This is a genomic window from Pseudoalteromonas piscicida, from assembly GCF_002744175.1.
Taxonomy (GTDB): Bacteria; Pseudomonadota; Gammaproteobacteria; order Enterobacterales; family Alteromonadaceae; genus Pseudoalteromonas; species Pseudoalteromonas piscicida_B.
This window is the reverse complement of the sequence record NZ_NKHF01000086.1, coordinates 1-18,649: the sequence shown is the minus strand read 5'-3', so window position 1 is coordinate 18,649 and position 18,649 is coordinate 1. Positions and strand designations below refer to the sequence as shown.

Here is an 18,649-nt window from a genome sequence, read left to right as displayed (position 1 = left end):
GAATATCGCGAGGTAAACTCGCTCCTACTGCGGAGTTTAGGGGTATGAGGCGCTTTACGCGCCGATGGGTTATCGACAAAAGAGTAAAAGCTGCATGCATTGCTGTTGCATGTACCTGAGTAGCAAGTTTAAAGAAGATTATTTTATGGAAAGACCAAATACATTAAAGCCAATCTGGCTTTCAGGTGATGATGTGGCTAAGAAGCGCGCTGAAATCAAAGCGTACTTTAATAATAGCTGGCAACAATACGAATCTTTATTTAGCAACATAAACAATGACGACGCTTTTTTTGTAAAGGCTGAACGATTAAGACATCCCCTTATTTTTTATTTTGGTCACACGGCTTGCTTCTACATTAACAAATTGATGTTAGGAAAATATATCGATCAGCGAATTAACCCGCATATTGAATCGACCTGTGCGGTTGGTGTAGACGAAATGTCTTGGGATGACTTAGATAGCAACAACTATGATTGGCCGAGCGTAGAGCAAGTACGAGCATACCGTCAGCAGGTCAATACCCTGATCAATTCACTGATAGATTCTATGGATATCACGTTACCAATCACTCAAGATAGCCTTGCATGGGTGATCTTGATGGGGATTGAACATGAACGTATTCACCTAGAAACTTCTTCTGTGATCATTCGTATGTTGCCATTAACGGATCTGACTTTGCAATCGGGTTGGCATGCGTGTGATGAATACGGTGATGCGCCTGAAAATAGCTTACTCTGGGTAAACGGAGGTGATATTCGTCTTGGCAAGCCTGAGTCGAATCAAACTTATGGATGGGATAACGAATATGGCACACAAGATGTCAGTGTGGCGCCATTCAAGGCAAGTAAGTATCTTGTTTCAAACCAAGAGTTTTTAACTTTCGTAGAAGCGGGCGGATATAACAACCCGGATTATTGGACCGATGAAGGAAAAGCGTGGTTAGCGTCAACAAAATCAACCATGCCGCGCTTTTGGCTAAAAAAAGCGGGAAGTTACTGGCAGCGTAATTTAGCAGAGGAAATCCCGTTACCGTTAAACTGGCCAGCAGAGGTTAATTACCTTGAAGCGAAAGCTTTTTGTAACTGGAAGTCAGCGCAAAGCGAAGGTTACATACGTCTACCAACGGAAGCAGAATGGCAGGTGTTGCGCAACAAGTTAGACACCGATCTGACAACTTGGGCTGAAGCGCCTGGGAACATCAACCTTGAGGTCAGCGCTTCAAGTTGTCCGGTTAACCGGTTTGAAACGGAAGGACTATTCGATATTATCGGTAATGTTTGGCAGTGGACAGAAAGTCCAATCGATGCCTACACCGGCTTTAAGGTACACCCTTTGTACGATGACTTTTCGACCCCAACCTTTGATGGCAAACATAACTTGATTAAAGGCGGTTCGTGGATTTCAACGGGTAATGAAGCGGTACGCGATTCACGCTATGCGTTTAGACGCCACTTTTTCCAGCATGCTGGGTTTAGATATATCGAAAGCGAGAGTCCTGATGTACCAGTGCAAAAAGTGAATCTGTGTGAAATGGACACTGACGTTGCCAATGACTTAAAGACGCACTACGGTAGCACGGTGATGAATTTTGATAACCCGTTGCAAAGTGTTGTATCTCATTTAATGCAACATTATCAAGGCCCAACCAATAAAGCTCTAGATTTAGGCTGTTCGGTTGGTCGCGCGAGCTTCGAATTGGCCAAGCATTTCAATCAAGTGGATGGCATCGATTTTACCGCTCGTAATATTCAACACGCATTAGCATTAAAAGAAGGGAATCCAGTACGCTTTGCCACTGAAATTGAGGGTGAAATTGTTGATTTCCATGAAGTATCAACTAACCAGCTAGGATTTAGTGAACTGAGCGAGCGTATTCATTTTTGCCAGGGAGATGGGCATAATCTTAAGCCGCAATTTGCGGATTACGATTTGATTTTGTGTCATCGCGTGGTGGAATATCTTTACTCACCTAAAACCTTTTTAAATCAAATTAAGTCCCGCTTAAACGTCGGTGGTGTGCTGGCTATTAGTTCTGCCTATCAGTGGGATAAGTCACTTACTCAGACTGAAAATTGGCTCGGTGGTTACAAGGTCAGTGGTGAAAATGTTACCGGTCGTGATGGGTTAGAGATCCTATTAGGCCGAGACTTTGAGCTGCTGGCGGAAGACGAGGTGATGTCTGCGACTGCAAAAAATGCCAGAAAGGTTGAGCTAGAGCGCTGTCAATTGACCTTATGGCGTCTTAAATAATTGGACTGGGTTAAGTTTAAGCTCAGTAAAAGTAACAAAGTTGTTTGATTAAACATACCAGCCGTCGCGCTGGTATGTTGTTTTTTTAGGTTTAATCATGGAATTAGAATTACCCGATCACATCAAGTTTGGCCAAAGTATTACAGCGCAGGTTGATATCAACTTGAGTGATTCCTGTGCTCAGGGTATCTCTCTTGCACGGCTTATGGCGCTGGCCGATGATACTTGGCTAGAGAGCGAGCTTAGTTATAATCCCATGGCAGGTAGCGAAATGCTCCGAGCGGCGGTCAAAGCATATCATCTGCAGCCCCAGACCGCTTTGGGTCTCGACCAGATAGTCACATTTAGCGGTGCCCAAGAGGCAATTTTTGCTTTGATGGCGCAGCTGCTTCAACCACAGGACGAAGTTCTAGTATTTACGCCAAGCTATCCGTCGCTTGCCAAATTACCTCACCAATTTGGCGCTGTGGTGAAAACTATTCCGTTACAAGCAGACAGTCAATGGCAGTTTGATGTTGAGAAACTCAAAAGTGAGGCGAGTGCAAAAACCAAGTTGATCATTGTTAACGCGCCTCATAATCCAACAGGCGCTAAGTTAACTGATACTGAGGTTGAGCAAATAAAATTACTAGCACAAGAATGTGATGCGTATATCTTAAGCGATGAGGTATCGGCTCAAAGTGCCGCGGATGCACGTGTGGATAGTGGTCGCTTTGTTGATTATGCAAAGTCGATTACCTTAGGCGTATTGTCTAAAAGCTTAGGATTACCTGGTCTCCGAGTTGGATGGGCCATTTGCGGCGCCAAAGCCTTAGCAGACTTACTCTTGGCCGGTAAGAGCTATCTCAGCATCTGTGGTAGTAAGGTAGACGATGCACTAGCTACAGCGGCATTAATGCATAGTGAAACCATACTCAAAGAAAACGCCAAAATAATAGCGCGTAATGAAAAAGCAATGCATGAATTTGTGGGTCAATATTCTCATAAAGTGAGCTGGGTGGCGCCTCAAGGTGGTGTGCTTTCGCTATTGAAAATTCATTCAGTCACGGATCCTGAATACTGGTCGAGGCAATTTGCCATCGCCTCACACACGCTGTTGCTCCCTGCAAAACTGTTTGTCATGGACAGTCAATGCCACTTCCGCTTAGGTACTGGCAAACAAAACTTTATCGAGGGATTAACGCGCCTTGAGTCATACCTAAAGTAACCTGAGTTTGAGATATCTGATTATCCGATCACTGAATTAATCCAGCATTCAAATTTTGCAGCTATGATAGTAGAGGTAATTCAAAATTAATGCAGGAAAGGAAAAGCAATGATCAACGTTAAACATATACTGGCAGGTTGTATAGCCGTGATGCTTAGTGCATGTGCGTCAATGGGCGATGGCGATAAAGTACAAAAGCAACGGGCAATCTTAGATATGAAAAGCGAAGTATTGACCCAGCTCTATAGCAAAAAACCTGACACACGTTCACAAATTGCAGCCGCGCCGGGTTATGCTGTTTTCTCAAATGCCAATGTTAATCTATTATTTGTTTCAGCAGGCACAGGTTATGGTGTTGTGCACGATAATACCGCTGGCAGTAATACTTATATGAATATGGCGGAAGGTGGCGTCGGCCTTGGAATTGGTGTTAAGGATTATCGCATTGTGATGGTGTTCCACACTGCTGAAGCAATGAATAAATTTGTTACTTCTGGATGGACTTTTGGTGGTAATGCTGATGCTGCAGCCAAAGCTGCAAAAAAAGGCGCATCGGTAGAAGGTGAAGCCTATTATGGTGATGTGACTGTGTACACCTTTACTGAAAGTGGTTTGGCTTTGCAGGCTACGGTAAAAGGCACTAAGTTCTGGAAAGACAAAGAGCTAAATTAAAGCAATTGATTTTAGACATACACAAAAGCCCCGCATATAAAATGACGGGGCTTTTTAATTTTAGGTGTTAATGACTGCTCGAAATTGATACCAATTCGCTTAATTAAGTGGTCTATTTGAGGCTAGGTAATTTTTGCCTAGCGACTAGAGCCATTCCTCCGCTTCAAATAGCTCATTTACTTAATACATTTGGTATTAAGGCTTTTTTCGAACCTTCTATTGAGTAACTGGCAAATGATGGTTAACACGATAGCCGCAAACATAAAGCTGGAGAATGGCAGTGGTGATTCGGGGACTGCCAGTGCAAGCAAAGGGCCTACTAACGCGCCGCTGCCAAACCTGAGCGTGCCGATCACTGCTGTTGCTGTACCAGTTTGGTGTTCAAAGCTAAGTAAAATTAAGGCATCTGCGTTACTGGCAATGATCCCCAAGCTCATCATTAACGGTGCGATGGCTGATGCAAGTACCCATACCGAGACTGACTGGCTACTGAGAATGACCAAGAGCGTCGCAAAAACTACTCCAATTGTCAGGCCGATATTGAGCATTCGCCTTGACCCCAGCCTGGGCACGATACGAGTGTTGGCAAAGTTGCCGAGCATAAGTGCAATTACATTCATTGCAAACAGCACACCAAATAGTTGTTCAGACACTTCATAGTATTCAAGGTAAATGAACGACACTGAAGTTAAAAAGCAGAAGAACGCGAATGACGCCAACATAGAAGACAAGATGTCGTAGCGTGCTCTCTTCTCGGTTAAAACTATCCGGTAATTCCGCAAGAAGAAAGATAGGCTAAGAGGGACATCCGCTTTAGTTGGTATTGCAATACTAAAAAACTGCAAGGCAACAATCACGAGTATGGCATAAACCGATAAAAACCAAAAAATGGCATGCCAATCAAAGTATAACAAGATTAGGGCGCCTAAAGATGGTGCGATAAGTGGTGCAATCATCATGATCATCGAAACATAGGACATGCCCTTTGCGGTGTGTTCTTTGTAGTAATAACGAATAACACCAGGCACCACAACGGTCGCAGCCGCGCCACAAAATGCTTGTACGACCCGCAAAAAACAGAATAAGTCGATATCATTCGTCAGCGCTAATCCGATGGAAGCGGCAGTAAACCCAACTAACCCCCAGATGGCTAAAGTATGCCTTGAAAACTTGTCGGCTAAGGGTCCAAATACCATCATACCGACAGCATAACCTGCCAAATAGCTACTAAGAGAAACCTGCACCTGTTCAAGAGGACTATTTAAACTCTCTGCAATGGCAAGCATAGCAGGAAGATAAAGGTCAATGGCCAGCGGGGTGATCGCAACAATACTAGCCAGTAGAGGCAATAGGATTGCAGGGAGTGTTGATGACTTCATATGTTGATATCGTTACCTTATCTATGGTTAGAAAAAATATGTATAGCAATCAGAACTGTCCTCTAAAGAGGCCGAAAAGCGATACCGTTTCGATTTAATAGCTGAGCAATCTAAGGAAGTAAACTTGTCACTAACTGCGTAAATTCGCCATGCCTACAGGATGTAGGTACTTTAGCGAGAGCAGGGCGTGGGTGCGAAGTTATCCCCAAAACTGGCTGCTAGAAATACATTAATTATCCGAAGCTCAGATCAATTAAGTAAATTGGTACGGCTCTCTATTGTAGCGCACCAAAAACGGCGTTCTGGATCTGATAAGCAGAAGTTCATGAAAAATTTTTTATATTGTACTAAGTTAGTCTCATTAAGTGACGAAATTGCGGTAAACTTAGAGAAACTTAAGTTGTAAAATAAGAAAAGGAACAAGTTATGAAAAAACTGGTTCTCGCGATCGCTGTTGCGGCAACACTTGTTGGCTGTAAAACATCGCCTACCGGACGTACTCAGCTAGCACTTTACTCAGAACAGCAGATGGATCAAATGGGTGTTGCAAGCTTTGAGCAGATGAAGCAAGAGCAAAAAGTTGACGCCAATGCAAAAACCAATCGCTATGTGAAGTGTATTGCAAATGCGCTAATAGCACAACTCCCTACTCATTATGCAAACCAACAATGGGAAGTGGTGGTATTTGAAGATGACTCTGCAAATGCCTTTGCATTGCCTGGTGGCAAAATCGGTGTGCATACAGGTATTTTAAAAGTGGCAGAAAACCAAGACCAGCTAGCGGCTGTAATGGGACATGAAGTGGGCCATGTTATTGCAGAGCATGCCAATGAACGAGTGTCGCAAAATAGCATTTTGCAATTAGGGCTACAAGCTGGCGCGGCTGTGCTTGAAATGAATAACGTTGAGTATCGAAATGCAATTATGCAAGGCTTAGGGCTGGGCGCGCAATATGGTGTAGCCTTGCCATTTAGTCGCTCGCACGAAAGTGAAGCGGATGTGATAGGTTTAGATTTGATGGCAAAAGCAGGCTTCAACCCTGAAGGTTCTGTGGCGCTTTGGCAAAACATGGCAAAAATGAGTGAGCAACGCCCACCGGAGTTTATGTCTACGCACCCAGCACCTGAAAACCGCATTAAGCAGCTTCAAGCAAATATGACCACAGCCAAAGCAACAGCCAATAAAGCCCGCGCTGGTGGATTTACGCCAAGCTGTAAATAGTAGAATACTAATTGAATTAATTCACTAATCAATGTGAAGGGTGAAATCGCATATTAGCGTCGTTAAAAGTTGCTCATTTATAGCGACCAAATAACCTGAACTCGGGATAACAACTTGTTCTCTAGCAGCTGTTATCCCTTACTACTGCGTTAAATTTGCTTTCAATAGGCCAGCTATTGACGCACAAATTTGTCTTGTATAAAGAAATCACTTCTGGCTAGAGTGGGATTACGTTTTTGAGCTTAGGTATTTTTAACTTCTTATTCCGAGTTCAGGTTAATTTAAATGTAAATAGCATTGCCTTGTGTCTCACACATCAACATAAACAAGCGCAATTCGAGCTCAAGTTGATGGTAGTGCGGCTCCATATGTAGGCAAAGCTTGTAAAATGCTTTGTTGTGCTCTTTCTCTTTAAAGTGTGCTAATTCGTGGACAACCAACGCTCGCAGCACTGCCTCAGGGGCGTGTTTTAGCTGTGCGGCTATGTGTATTTGGTGAGATGTTTTTTGTTTTTGGCCATGCCGTGTAGTTTTAAACGTATGCGTCCCTAACGCATTTACTACCATATTGTGGCGCTTCTCAAACTTGGCTTGAGATACCCGTGGCGTGTTTCTTAAATACTGTTGTCTCAGCCCTTCCACATATTGGTAAAGCAACTTGTCATTTTTTATTTGATGTGGCTCTGGGTAGCGGTTTTTAAAAAAGGTGCTTAGTTGCTTGTTTTCGATTAACTGAGTTACTTGCGCTTGGACTTGCTCAGAATAGTGTAAAAAATAGGGATGTGCCATTAAAACAGCGCCTCTTGCTTTGCTTCTTTTTCCGCAGGGAATGGGTTATTGATTTGGTGCTGTATATTTAAATCAGCAATGAATTGTCGTGCTAAAAATGGCGCATCAAAATTATCCGCAGTATGGAAAAACATATAAGGGGATTTTCCCTCGTTGAGCCATTGTTTGAGTTTAGTTAACCAAGGTTGATAAAAGTCTCGATTAGACTCAAGTGCGGAGCAACCAACAAAGCGCAGAACTGGACTATTTCCTGTGGCGATGGCGTGCACAGGTAATCGTGGCTTTTTTTGCTGCGCATCTACTATTGCTGGCGTGCTTGCGGGTTCGCTAAACAGTGCTCGAGTGTCCATTACAATACGATTGTAATTATTTTTGATTAAATATTGATTGTAACGGCGCTCAGCCTCGCCTTTGCGATAAAAGTCCCCGTGTCTGACTTCAACACCCAAAGTGAGCTCTTGTGGTAACCAAGATAAAAACTGTTGCATTTTGGCTAAGTGCTGCGGTGCAAACTGCGCAGGCAGTTGTAGCATTAACACACCAATTTTAGGAAATAATGGCGCCATTGTTTTACACCAAGCAAGTAATTCGTCTTGGCAGTGGCTAAGTGCCATTTCGTGACTAAATCGCTTTGGGATTTTAAACGTAAAGCGAAAATCATCAGGTACTTGATCACGCCACTTTAGAACTGTTTGCGGATTGGGATCAGCATAAAATGTGGTATTGCCTTCAACACTATTGAAAACTTGACCATACTCTTTGAGCATATTGGTGGCATTGCAGTGAGTACTAAAAACGCGACCTTTCCAATGTGTGCTGCTCCATTGCGGACAACCCAAATACAACATATCAAATAAAATACCAATTAAATGTGCGAATAGTGTATCAGATCTTAGATTGAGGATGACAATGCAGCGTATTTTTATATAATTGGCGGTTATTGAAAACGAGTCTTAGCGACTGGCTTACCAATAGTGTGAATTCATATTGTGTGGTGAGAAATGATTAGTCGTAAGAGCAAACTGGACTGACAGGAATTTTATGCGCTCTATATACTGCGGAAAACTAAACAAGAGCCATGTAGATCAGGAAGTTGAACTATGTGGTTGGATCAATAAACGTCGTGACCTTGGCGGCCTAATCTTTGTCGATTTAAGAGACAGAGAAGGACTTGTGCAAGTTGTGTTCGATCCAGAAGTGGAAGGCTTAATGGATAAAGCGAATGCGTTGCGCCAAGAGTTCTGTGTTCAGATCAAAGGTGTTGTCCGTGCGCGTCCTGAAAGCCAAGTAAATAAAGACATGGCCACAGGTGAAGTTGAAATTTTAGGCACGGATTTGACAATTATTAACCGTTCAGAGCCTTTACCGCTTGATTTCAACCAGCAAAACTCGGAAGAGCGTCGTCTTAAGTATCGCTACTTAGACCTGCGTCGTCTTGAAATGAGCGACCGTATTAAAATGCGTGCAAAAGCGAGTAGTTTTGTTCGTCGCTTCTTAGATGAAAACGAGTTTTTAGATATTGAAACTCCGGTACTTACTAAAGCAACGCCAGAAGGCGCACGTGACTATTTAGTGCCAAGCCGTGTGCATAAAGGCAGCTTTTATGCGTTGCCTCAGTCACCTCAGCTATTCAAACAGCTGTTGATGATGTCTGGTTTTGACCGTTACTATCAAATTGTGAAGTGTTTCCGTGACGAAGATTTGCGTGCTGACCGCCAGCCAGAATTTACTCAGATCGATATTGAAACTTCATTCATGAGCTCAGATCAAGTCCGTGGCGTAACAGAAAAGATGATCCGCGAAATGTGGCAGTCTTTCCTAGACGTTGACCTAGGCGAGTTCCCAGTGATGCCTTACAGCGAAGCGATGAGTAAATATGGTTCAGATAAACCAGATTTACGTAATCCACTTGAACTGATCGACGTTGCTGACATTGTAAAAGACGTTGAGTTTAAAGTACTAAGTGGCCCTGCAAATGACGAAAAAGGTCGCGTAGCTGTGCTATCAGTACCAGGCGGTGCAAAACTTTCTCGTAAGCAAATTGATGAGTACACCAAATTTGTAGGCATTTATGGTGCTAAAGGCTTGGCGTGGATGAAGGTAAATGATCGTGAAGCGGGCATTGAAGGTGTGCAATCACCTATTGCTAAATTCCTCAGTGAAGATGTGATCAATGCGTTACTTGAGCGCACTGGCGCAAACACAGGTGACATCATTTTATTCGGTGCTGACAAGCGTAATACAGTAAACGAAGCGATGGGTGCGCTACGTCTGAAGATTGGTCTTGATCTAGAAATTACAGACTTATCAAAGTGGGCTCCACTTTGGGTTGTTGACTTCCCAATGTTTGAAGAAGACGATGAAGGTAACTTACATGCAGTGCACCATCCGTTTACTGCACCTAAAGGGGTAAGTGCAGCCGAGCTCGAGGCAAACCCAGCAGATACGCTATCAGATGCATATGACATGGTTCTAAACGGCTATGAAGTGGGCGGCGGCTCGGTTCGTATTCACAACAATGAAATGCAACAAGCGGCATTTAGAATTTTAGGTATTGAAGAAGCTGAACAGCAAGAGAAGTTTGGCTTCTTATTAGACGCACTAAAATACGGTACGCCGCCACATGCTGGTCTTGCGTTTGGTCTTGATCGTCTTGTCATGCTACTGTGTGGCACAGACAACATCCGTGACGTTATTGCATTCCCGAAAACAACGCAAGCATCATGTTTGATGACAGATGCTCCAAGCCCTGCGAATCCTGATGCACTGAAAGAGCTCGCTATTTCAGTTGAAAAGCAACTGGCTGAGCAAGGTGAAGGCGAATAGCTTCACAGTAAGAAAATAAAGAGGCGACTTAGGTCGCCTTTTTTGATCTTATGTACTAGCTTATAACTGGTAATCTATACAGTATTTTGGCATTATAACTAAAAAACCAAGAGACAAAGCATTTGGCTGTCATTTTAGGAATTGATCCGGGTTCTCGATTTACTGGATATGGTGTGATTGCTCACCAAGGTGCAAAGTTCCAGTATTTGGGAAGCGGCTGCATTAAAGTTGGAGAGCACGACTTTCCCACTCGATTAAAAATGATCTATCAAGGGATCACCCAGCTTATAGAGCAGTTTTCGCCGAGTGATTTTGCCATTGAGCAAGTGTTTGTCGCACATAACCCTAGCTCAGCCTTAAAACTCGGTCAGGCTCGTGGAGCGGCGATTGTGGCTGCGACCATGCAATCGGTGAGCGTTAGCGAGTACTCCGCAAGGCAAATTAAACAAGCCGTTGCAGGCACCGGCGGGGCAGATAAAAATCAAGTGCAAGAGATGGTTAAACGCATCCTAAAATTACCAGGCACACCGCAAGCCGATGCCGCTGATGCACTAGCGGTAGCGATTTGTCATGCGCACTCAAGGCAAAACCTAATAAAAATGGCCGGAGCTGCACGTAAAACAGTAAGAGGAAGGTTAAGATAACTATGATTGGAAAGTTAAGCGGTACACTGTTAGAAAAACAGCCTCCAGAGATATTAATTGACGTTGCAGGTGTCGGTTACGAAGTACAAATGCCAATGACCTGCTTTTATGAATTACCGAATGTCGGAGACTCCGTTTCGGTGTTCACACATTTTGTGGTCCGTGAAGATGCACAGTTGCTATTTGGTTTTAATACTAAGATCGCACGGGCGCTTTTTAGAACTCTAATCAAAGCAAATGGCGTAGGGCCAAAACTTGGGCTTGCGATTTTGTCGGGCATGTCTGCCGAGCAGTTTGTCAGTTGTGTTAATCATGGTGATGCGACCACTTTGGTAAAAATCCCTGGAGTTGGCAAGAAGACTGCTGAACGTTTAGTACTTGAAATGAAAGACAAGTTAAAAGACTTTGGTAATGATTTACTGACACCATTTAGCGATGCTGCCGTGCTTGCACCGCAAGACAATCCTACAGTTAGTGATACGCCAGCAGACGAAGCAATTGCGGCCTTAATGGCATTAGGGTATAAACAAGTTCAAGCACAAAAGGCGGTAAAAGCCGTAAATAAAGAAGGCATGACGACCGAGAGTATTATTAAAGATGCTCTGAAATCGATGATGTAACTATGATTGAAGCAGATAGATTAATTGAACCTGAGATCCAAGGTAATGAGGATTTAGTCGATAGGGCTATCAGACCTAAACTACTAAACGATTATACTGGTCAGCCGCATGTTAAAAAGCAAATGGAAATCTTCATTGCGGCGGCGCGTTCAAGACAAGAAGCCTTAGATCACTTATTGATATTTGGCCCGCCAGGGTTAGGTAAAACCACACTCGCCAATATTGTTGCTAATGAGCTTGAGGTAAATATTAAAACCACCTCGGGTCCAGTCCTTGAGAAGGCAGGCGACCTTGCCGCTCTGCTCACTAATCTTGAAGAGGGTGATGTATTATTTATTGATGAAATACATCGTTTAAGCCCGCAAGTAGAAGAGATCCTCTATCCAGCGATGGAAGATTATCAGCTTGATATCATGATAGGTGAAGGTCCGGCTGCACGCTCAATTAAGCTGGATTTACCACCTTTTACCTTAGTGGGCGCAACAACACGTGCAGGTTCATTGACATCTCCATTAAGAGATAGATTTGGTATTGTGCAGCGTCTGGAATTTTACTCGGTCGCAGATCTGTCTTCGATTGTGACTCGCTCAGCGTATCATTTAAATTTAGAGATCACCGAGTCGGGTGCAACTGAAGTAGCGCGTCGCGCGCGCGGCACACCACGGATCGCGAACCGTTTATTGCGTAGAGTAAGAGACTTTGCTGAAGTGAAGGGCGATGGCTCCATCACTGAAGAGATTGCGCACTTAGCGCTGGATATGGTCGATGTAGATAAATGTGGTTTTGACTACATGGATCGTAAATATCTGTTGGCAATTATTGAAAAGTTTACTGGCGGACCTGTGGGTTTGGATAACCTAGCTGCAGCAATTGGGGAAGAAAAAGAAACCATTGAAGATGTGATTGAACCATTTTTGATCCAGCAAGGCTTTATTCAACGCACCCCTAGAGGACGTATTGTTTCAGACAAAGCCTACCTGCATTTTGATTTGGCTAAGTCAGAATAAGCTGAGTTTGGAATAACCAGTCGTTCTGTAAGCTGTCCTTTTCTGTCAGTGGTAAATACACCGACATTATATTTATTTCTTCATCATCCTCTATAGCCGAGTATTGCTCGGCTATTTCATTTTTATACCTATCCACGGCATGGACAGTGGGGTTGGTGTAAATCCGATATTTTGTATCAACCCAATTCAAGCAAGATTCATTACTGTCAGTGTAACTTAGTGTGAGCAGAGTGTGTACTGGTAAGGTTTTATCGCCTCATATATAGAACACTAATGATATTGCATTTGTGGCTTGCCTTTATTTGTTTATATGAGTACTCGTTGTTTGAGTCATAGCAAATTACTTAGATAAAGAAACTGGGTCAAATAAGATAGGGTTGAGCGCAAACACGTTGAGGCTTAAATTTAAGGCAAAAAAAAGCCCGCATAATAATGCGGGCAAAACAACAAGTTGAAGGAAGTAATCCAGGGAACAGATGAGTGACTTTGGGTTTTATCCACAAAGCGTTTCATCTTAGCAATACGAAAAATCAGAATCCTATTGCAAGTAACTGTGCTTTGCTGAAACTTCAGCTGCTCGCTCAGTACAGGGTGTATATTAAAGTGGTTTTGAGTTTTCATCAAACTAGAAAAATTCTTTTTTCAGATAAAAAAAACTAATACCAGCGCTTTTAGATTGGCTCGAAATATGAGCGGTTAAGGAAAGTGGCTTGATTATAACTTATTGTAATTTATGGCTTTGTCTTTTTATTGTTCGATTTGTAAATATTAGATAATTTGTTGTTAATTGGTATGACCAATCCTGTTTGTGGGGTTTTATTCTATATTTATGCATAAAACCGCTGTTTTATGCAGTTTTGGGTCATATTTAGGGCCTTAAGTTATGCTGGGGGAAATTGCTATAGATTTGATTACAAGCGGTCTTATATAAATGATTTGCTCTATTTATCGTCAAATACAATGAATTCGCAGTATTGAGATTGTAAGGTATTTATAGTGTGGTTAAACTAGCTGAACCTTTTGGTAGCAAATCTAGTCTATCACTAGATATCGCTTTACTGAGCTCAATAATATAAATGGCTACCATTGCCGAAACACTTTTGGGAGTATAATAACGTGGAATCGGGACTAAATTTTGTCGACTTAATTTTAAAGGCCAGCTTTTTGGTGCAACTCGTGATGTTGACCCTGGTTGGATTGTCTATTGCTTCTTGGGCAATTATTTTTCAACGCAAAACGATTATCTCTCAAGCCCAAAGCCAATCTAAGAGTTTCGAACAAAAATTTTGGTCCGGTATGGATCTAAGTAAACTATATAATGAAATCGCGGCAAGAACAGGTAGTGCATCGGGGCTTGAAGCCTTGTTTGTATCCGGGTTTAAAGAATTTGCTAAACATAAAAAAGGTAATATTCAATCGCCCTCTTTAGTCGTGGAGGGAACGCACCGCTCGATGCGAGTAGCCTTGTCCCGTGAGATTGAAAAACTAGAATCAAGCCTTTCTTTTTTGGCAACAGTGGGTTCTATTAGCCCTTACATTGGTCTCTTCGGTACGGTCTGGGGGATTATGAACGCCTTTATCGCGCTCGGTGAGGTAAAGCAAGCAACGTTACAAATGGTTGCCCCTGGTATTGCAGAAGCTTTGATCGCAACAGCGATGGGCCTATTTGCTGCAATCCCTGCGGTTATGGCCTATAACCGCTTTGCTAAGAATGTTGAAAAGCTAGAAAATCAATACGTCAACTTTATGGAAGAGTTCGCCAATATCCTTTATCGTCAAGCCGCAGCTCAAGTAGAGGCAAAACAAAATGTATCAGCGTAAGAAACGTCGTCCGGTCGCGGAAATAAACGTCGTTCCCTACATTGATGTAATGCTGGTGCTGTTGATTATCTTTATGGCAACTGCACCGCTTATTCAGCACGGCGTAAAAGTAGACCTCCCGCAGATGGAGGAGTCTGAATTAGTAGAAACCAAAGACTCGCCCCCGATTATTGCCACCATTGATGCCGAAGGACGCTACTTTGTGACCGTTGGTACGGACCCTGAAGCACCAATGGATGCGGTTGAAGTAGCAGCAGTGATAAAATTAAAGCTTGAACAAAATCCAGATACGCCGGTGATGATTAAAGGCTCTGGCAAAGTGTCTTATCAGGAAGTGCTTTATTTGATGGACTTTTTGAAAAAAGCGGGTGTTCCTTCTGTTGGCCTGATGACTAAATCATTTGAGGATGAGTAATGAGTTCATTATCTAGCAGTGTGGTTAAGTCGGTATTGCTGCATGGTGCGATTGGTGGTCTGTTATTCGCCACAGCAAATTTCCAAATTGATAAGCCAAGCGTCATGGAAGTGACATTAAATCCTCAACAAGACGAACAAAAGCCTGAGCGAGTGGTTTCTGCGGTTTCTGTTGATCAGCAAGCGGTTGAAAAAAAGATTGCCGATCTAAAGAAACGTGAAGCGGACAAAAAAGCAGCCGAAGATCGTCGTATTCGAGAGTTAGAGCAGCGAGCCCAGCAAGCGAGGCGAGACCGTGAAGCCGAAGCGCGCAGGATCAAAAAGCTAGAGCAAGAGCGTCGAGCAAAGCTTGAAGAAAAGCGTCAGGCTGAAGCACAGGCAAAACGAGCTCGGGAAATCGAGAAAAAACAACGAGAACAGGCTGACAAAGCAAGGGCTGAGAAAGCGGCTGCCGAGGAAGCTGCGAAAAAAGCTGCTGCACAACGTCAAGCTGAAGAAGACCGCTTACGTAAAGCGGAAGAAGCTAGGAAACGTCGCGAGGCTGAAGAAAAGCGCAAAGCAGAAGAGGCAGAACGTCAACGTCAAAAAGCATTAGAAGAACAAATGCTTCGTGAGCAGTTGGCTCGAGAGCAGGCTGCACGAGCGAAAATTCGTCAGCAGCAAGTGCTGAGCGAAGTCGATAAGTATAAAGCGCTTATTATGCAACGTATTCAGGCCAATTTGCTTATTGATGAAACCATGAAAGGAAAACAGTGTCGTGTCAATATACGCCTTGCTTTCAATGGTCTGGTGACAAACGTAGAGTCATTGGGTGGGGATAAGCTAGTCTGTGAGGCTGCAATACGTGCCGTGAAGATGGCTGATACTTTGCCGGTTTCTAAAGATAAAGATGTTTTTGAACAGCTTAAAAATATCAATTTAACAATTAAACCAAATTTATAAAGGACGAACATGCTAAAGAAGTTCACAACCTTATTACTGGTTTTTACTCTTGGAGTGTCACAGTTTGCACAAGCTGCATTAGAGATTGTGATCACCGAAGGGGTAGATAGCGCCAGACCGATCGCGATTGTACCGTTTAAATATAATGGCACCGGTGAGATGCCCTCTAGCTTAAGTGAAGTGATTTCGGCTGATTTAATGCGTAGTGGTAAATTCAAGCCGGTTGCTGAAGCTGACATGCCGCAACTACCGACGACTGATTCGGAAATAGATTACGCTGCATGGGTTGAGGCTGGCGTTGAGGCTGTTGTAGTTGGTACGGTCACGCAACAGTCTGCCGGTCGCTATTTAGTGAAGTACGAATTAATTGATGTGATTAGAGCACAATTAACCGGTGGCGAAACACGGATCATGACTAACGGTCGTTTAATGCAAAGTGATGATCATGTACTTGAAGGACGTCAAAGTATTATCACTGGCACGGGCTTTAGAAATTATGCACACCAGATCAGCGACGTTGTTTATGAAGCATTAACCGGTGAGAAGGGCGCTTTTAGAACTAAAATTGCCTACATTATCGTTCGTGATGGACAGGATAAGCCTTACCAACTGGTCGTGGCTGACTATGATGGTTACAACGAGCAAGTATTATTACGCTCAAAAGAGCCTCTGATGTCGCCAGCGTGGTCACCGGATGCCAATAAGCTTGCATATGTAACGTTTGAAAACCGTCAATCACAAATTTACATTCAAGATATTTATACTGGAAAGCGGGAACTGGTGACTAGCCATCCAGGGATTAATGGTGCACCACAGTTTTCTCCAGACGGAACTAAATTACTTGCGGTGTTCTCTAAGGACTCAGGTGGTGCGACGGAAGTTTATTTGATTGACCTAAAAACAAAGCAGGAAACACGCTTAACTCGTCACCGTAGTATAGATACTGAGCCTTCTTGGCATCCAAATGGCCAAGAAATTGTGTATACATCTGAAAGGGGTGGTAATGCTCAGATTTATAAGTTAAATTTAAGAACTGGTAGGTCTAAGCGAGTTACTTTCGACGGCGACATGAATTTAGCGGGTTCGATTACACCAGATGGCAAACGTTTGGTCATGGTTAACCGTACGCTTGGCCGCTACCATATTGCGAAAAAAGAATTAGATTCCGGGCTGTTTCAAGTACTGACTCGTACGAGGTTAGATGAATCTCCGAGTATTGCTCCAAATGGTTCGATGATAATATACAGCACCTTGCACAATAATAAGCAGGTATTGGCATTGGTGTCGATGGATGGCCGCTTCAAGGCAAGACTACCTGTCTTGGATGGTCAGGTTAAGGCACCAGCCTGGTCGCCGTTTTTACAGTAATTTTGCTGGTTAGATTTATAAAGATATAGGAATATACTCGATGCAACTTAACAAAACTCTAAAAGCCTTAATGGTCGCGTTGCCTGTGATGACACTTGCAGCATGTAGCTCTTCTTCAAGTGTTGATGAGGGTGCGGCTAGCGAAAGTAACCAAGCGGCAACCACACAAGATAATACTGTTGACGTAAATACTATGTCTCGCGAAAAGTCAGCTGAAGAAAAGCTGCGTGAAAAATATGAAGCGCTTCGTCAAGAACAAATCGTTTACTTCGATTTCGATAAATCTACAATTCAAAGCAAATATGCAGAGTTGCTTCAAGCACACGCTGATTTCCTAGTGAAAAACCCAAGCGTAAAAGTACTAGTAGAAGGCCACGCTGATGAGCGTGGAACGCCAGAGTACAACATCGCACTAGGTGAAAGCCGTGGTAAAGCCGTTGCAAAATACCTTCAAAGCCTAGGTGTTTCTGATAGCCAAATCTCTGTAGTGAGCTATGGTGAAGAGAAGCCAATGGTTAAGTCTCGCACAGAAGAAGCATTTGCTAAGAACCGTCGCGCGGTATTAGTGTACTAAGAAAGAGTTATTATGAAGCCGAATACTATTTTGGCAGCATTCTTTCTCATGAGCGGGAGCGCCCAAGTTTGGGCTGCTCCCGCTCCTGTTTCAGAAGCTGCAAGTTCAAGCCAAACCTTAGAAGAGCGCATCTCTCAACTAGAGAGCATGATGAGAACCAGAAACTTGCTACAAGCAGAGTTGCAACAGCAACTTAATTTGTTGCAAGAAGAGGTAAGCCAAGTACGTGGTGTGACTGAAGAGCAAAGTTATAAGCTAGAAAAGGTACTACAACGTCAACGCGAGCTTTATCAAGAAATTGAAAATCGTGTTAGCCAAGCATATGACCAGTCAAAGTCTACCCCTGCAACGGCAGACGTAACACCGGAACAAGCCTTCAGTAGTAACCTGTCAGAAAATGAAGCTTATGATCGTACCGTTAATATGATCATGAAGGATAAGCGATACGATGCTGCTATTCCTGAGTTTCAAAACTTCCTACAACAGTATCCAAACTCAGTGTATGTGCCAAATGCACATTATTGGTTGGGTCAGCTATTCTTAATAAAGTCGGACGACGCTAAAGCTAAGTCTCATTTTGCGACGGTAGTAGATAATTTTCCTGAATCGAATAAACGCCCCGAAGCGATGTTAAAGCTCGGTACGATTATGCATAAACAGGGACAGGCGGCTGAGGCGAAAACACTCCTTAATAAATTGATTAAAGAGTATCCAAGTACGACACCTGCAAAATTGGCAACAGAGCGTTTAGCGAAGATGTAGTCATCACTTTTTGAGCGGAGTGCCGTAAAATTAGGCGCTTAGTCATAAAAAGTGAAAAAAACTAGCTATTTCAGTTGCACTCAAAATTTAAATAAGTATTATAAGCGCCCGCAGCAGGCGATTGGTAACAAAAAACTGCTGCGTTAAGTGGGT

General features: G+C 43.2%; 18 protein-coding genes. 14 read left to right on the top strand and 4 right to left on the bottom strand.

Annotated elements, in window-relative coordinates:
* Positions 1 to 145 precede the first annotated feature (145 nt).
* The 3 genes from ovoA to CEX98_RS17940 all read left to right on the top strand — a co-directional run bounded on the left by ovoA (position 146) and on the right by CEX98_RS17940 (position 4,130).
* The gene (gene ovoA / locus CEX98_RS17950; protein WP_099643386.1) at positions 146 to 2,251 is read left to right on the top strand and encodes a 5-histidylcysteine sulfoxide synthase; all 2,106 of its coding nucleotides are present in this window, start codon (positions 146 to 148) and stop codon (positions 2,249 to 2,251) included.
* A 97-nt stretch (positions 2,252 to 2,348) separates the two neighbouring features.
* Positions 2,349 to 3,458, top strand: coding sequence for an aminotransferase class I/II-fold pyridoxal phosphate-dependent enzyme (locus tag CEX98_RS17945; protein ID WP_099643384.1), 1,110 nt, complete (start codon positions 2,349 to 2,351; stop codon positions 3,456 to 3,458).
* A gap of 108 nt (positions 3,459 to 3,566) precedes the next feature.
* Positions 3,567 to 4,130, top strand: coding sequence for a YSC84-related protein (locus CEX98_RS17940; RefSeq protein ID WP_099643383.1), 564 nt, complete (start codon positions 3,567 to 3,569; stop codon positions 4,128 to 4,130).
* Between the two features lie 176 nt (positions 4,131 to 4,306).
* On the opposite strand, the gene CEX98_RS17935 is transcribed toward CEX98_RS17940, so the two are convergent.
* Entirely contained in the window at positions 4,307 to 5,509 is a 1,203-nt protein-coding gene (locus CEX98_RS17935) for a Bcr/CflA family multidrug efflux MFS transporter (RefSeq protein ID WP_099643382.1), read from the bottom strand.
* Positions 5,510 to 5,935: 426 nt separating this feature from the next.
* Here CEX98_RS17935 and CEX98_RS17930 point away from each other — a divergent pair, with 426 nt between their 5' ends.
* On the top strand, positions 5,936 to 6,730 hold the full coding sequence (locus tag CEX98_RS17930; RefSeq protein ID WP_099643381.1) for a M48 family metallopeptidase: 795 nt from the start codon (positions 5,936 to 5,938) through the stop codon (positions 6,728 to 6,730).
* A gap of 281 nt (positions 6,731 to 7,011) precedes the next feature.
* Here the strand turns inward: CEX98_RS17930 and CEX98_RS17925 are convergent, their stop codons facing one another.
* Together CEX98_RS17925 and CEX98_RS17920 are read right to left on the bottom strand one after the other, a co-directional pair.
* Positions 7,012 to 7,518: a M48 metallopeptidase family protein gene (locus tag CEX98_RS17925; protein WP_099643380.1), complete on the bottom strand. Its 507-nt coding sequence runs from the start codon at positions 7,516 to 7,518 to the stop codon at positions 7,012 to 7,014.
* Complete coding sequence (locus tag CEX98_RS17920; RefSeq protein WP_172439796.1) at positions 7,518 to 8,366, bottom strand: DUF72 domain-containing protein; 849 nt, start codon at positions 8,364 to 8,366, stop codon at positions 7,518 to 7,520. The genes CEX98_RS17925 and CEX98_RS17920 overlap by 1 nt, the downstream gene beginning before the upstream one ends.
* 193 nt (positions 8,367 to 8,559) lie before the next feature.
* Between CEX98_RS17920 and aspS the strand changes: the two genes are divergently transcribed.
* From aspS to ruvB, 4 genes are all read left to right on the top strand, one after another.
* On the top strand, positions 8,560 to 10,344 hold the full coding sequence (gene aspS, locus CEX98_RS17915; RefSeq protein ID WP_099643379.1) for an aspartate--tRNA ligase: 1,785 nt from the start codon (positions 8,560 to 8,562) through the stop codon (positions 10,342 to 10,344).
* Positions 10,345 to 10,466: 122 nt separating this feature from the next.
* Complete coding sequence (gene ruvC / locus CEX98_RS17910) at positions 10,467 to 10,988, top strand: crossover junction endodeoxyribonuclease RuvC (RefSeq protein ID WP_099643378.1); 522 nt, start codon at positions 10,467 to 10,469, stop codon at positions 10,986 to 10,988.
* 2 nt (positions 10,989 to 10,990) lie between these two features.
* Positions 10,991 to 11,608 carry a Holliday junction branch migration protein RuvA gene (ruvA, locus tag CEX98_RS17905; RefSeq protein WP_099643377.1) on the top strand — a complete coding sequence of 206 codons (618 nt, stop codon included), beginning with the start codon at positions 10,991 to 10,993 and terminating at the stop codon, positions 11,606 to 11,608.
* 2 nt (positions 11,609 to 11,610) lie between these two features.
* Positions 11,611 to 12,615, top strand: coding sequence for a Holliday junction branch migration DNA helicase RuvB (ruvB, locus tag CEX98_RS17900; protein ID WP_099643376.1), 1,005 nt, complete (start codon positions 11,611 to 11,613; stop codon positions 12,613 to 12,615).
* On the opposite strand, the gene CEX98_RS17895 is transcribed toward ruvB, so the two are convergent.
* Positions 12,602 to 12,805, bottom strand: a complete 204-nt coding sequence (locus CEX98_RS17895; protein ID WP_099643375.1) for a hypothetical protein — start codon at positions 12,803 to 12,805, stop codon at positions 12,602 to 12,604. The genes ruvB and CEX98_RS17895 overlap by 14 nt on opposite strands.
* A 926-nt stretch (positions 12,806 to 13,731) precedes the next feature.
* Between CEX98_RS17895 and tolQ the strand changes: the two genes are divergently transcribed.
* From tolQ to ybgF, 6 genes are read left to right on the top strand one after another with little or no spacing between them, the layout of a single operon-like run.
* Positions 13,732 to 14,436, top strand: coding sequence for a protein TolQ (gene tolQ, locus CEX98_RS17885; RefSeq protein ID WP_099643374.1), 705 nt, complete (start codon positions 13,732 to 13,734; stop codon positions 14,434 to 14,436).
* Complete coding sequence (gene tolR, locus CEX98_RS17880; RefSeq protein ID WP_099643373.1) at positions 14,423 to 14,851, top strand: protein TolR; 429 nt, start codon at positions 14,423 to 14,425, stop codon at positions 14,849 to 14,851. The genes tolQ and tolR overlap by 14 nt, the downstream gene beginning before the upstream one ends.
* Complete coding sequence (gene tolA, locus CEX98_RS17875) at positions 14,851 to 15,792, top strand: cell envelope integrity protein TolA (protein WP_099643372.1); 942 nt, start codon at positions 14,851 to 14,853, stop codon at positions 15,790 to 15,792. The genes tolR and tolA overlap by 1 nt, the downstream gene beginning before the upstream one ends.
* A gap of 9 nt (positions 15,793 to 15,801) precedes the next feature.
* Complete coding sequence (tolB, locus tag CEX98_RS17870) at positions 15,802 to 17,160, top strand: Tol-Pal system beta propeller repeat protein TolB (RefSeq protein ID WP_099643371.1); 1,359 nt, start codon at positions 15,802 to 15,804, stop codon at positions 17,158 to 17,160.
* A gap of 40 nt (positions 17,161 to 17,200) precedes the next feature.
* Positions 17,201 to 17,734, top strand: a complete 534-nt coding sequence (pal, locus tag CEX98_RS17865; RefSeq protein WP_088530310.1) for a peptidoglycan-associated lipoprotein Pal — start codon at positions 17,201 to 17,203, stop codon at positions 17,732 to 17,734.
* A 12-nt stretch (positions 17,735 to 17,746) separates the two neighbouring features.
* The gene (gene ybgF, locus CEX98_RS17860; protein WP_099643370.1) at positions 17,747 to 18,496 is read left to right on the top strand and encodes a tol-pal system protein YbgF; all 750 of its coding nucleotides are present in this window, start codon (positions 17,747 to 17,749) and stop codon (positions 18,494 to 18,496) included.
* The last annotated feature ends 153 nt before the right edge of the window (positions 18,497 to 18,649 follow it).

Bases quoted from the DNA above. Each gene is read 5' to 3' on its own strand.
- CEX98_RS17940 (WP_099643383.1), top strand. From the start codon at position 3,567: ATGATCAACGTTAAACATATACTGGCAGGTTGTATAGCCGTGATGCTT.
- aspS (WP_099643379.1), top strand. From the start codon at position 8,560: ATGCGCTCTATATACTGCGGAAAACTAAACAAGAGCCATGTAGATCAG.
- ruvB (WP_099643376.1), top strand. From the start codon at position 11,611: ATGATTGAAGCAGATAGATTAATTGAACCTGAGATCCAAGGTAATGAG.
- CEX98_RS17925 (WP_099643380.1), bottom strand. From the start codon at position 7,518: ATGGCACATCCCTATTTTTTACACTATTCTGAGCAAGTCCAAGCGCAA.
- ovoA (WP_099643386.1), top strand. From the start codon at position 146: ATGGAAAGACCAAATACATTAAAGCCAATCTGGCTTTCAGGTGATGAT.
- tolA (WP_099643372.1), top strand. From the start codon at position 14,851: ATGAGTTCATTATCTAGCAGTGTGGTTAAGTCGGTATTGCTGCATGGT.
- CEX98_RS17945 (WP_099643384.1), top strand. From the start codon at position 2,349: ATGGAATTAGAATTACCCGATCACATCAAGTTTGGCCAAAGTATTACA.
- CEX98_RS17920 (WP_172439796.1), bottom strand. From the start codon at position 8,366: ATGTTGTATTTGGGTTGTCCGCAATGGAGCAGCACACATTGGAAAGGT.
- pal (WP_088530310.1), top strand. From the start codon at position 17,201: ATGCAACTTAACAAAACTCTAAAAGCCTTAATGGTCGCGTTGCCTGTG.
- ruvA (WP_099643377.1), top strand. From the start codon at position 10,991: ATGATTGGAAAGTTAAGCGGTACACTGTTAGAAAAACAGCCTCCAGAG.
- CEX98_RS17930 (WP_099643381.1), top strand. From the start codon at position 5,936: ATGAAAAAACTGGTTCTCGCGATCGCTGTTGCGGCAACACTTGTTGGC.
- tolR (WP_099643373.1), top strand. From the start codon at position 14,423: ATGTATCAGCGTAAGAAACGTCGTCCGGTCGCGGAAATAAACGTCGTT.
- CEX98_RS17935 (WP_099643382.1), bottom strand. From the start codon at position 5,509: ATGAAGTCATCAACACTCCCTGCAATCCTATTGCCTCTACTGGCTAGT.
- tolB (WP_099643371.1), top strand. From the start codon at position 15,802: ATGCTAAAGAAGTTCACAACCTTATTACTGGTTTTTACTCTTGGAGTG.
- ybgF (WP_099643370.1), top strand. From the start codon at position 17,747: ATGAAGCCGAATACTATTTTGGCAGCATTCTTTCTCATGAGCGGGAGC.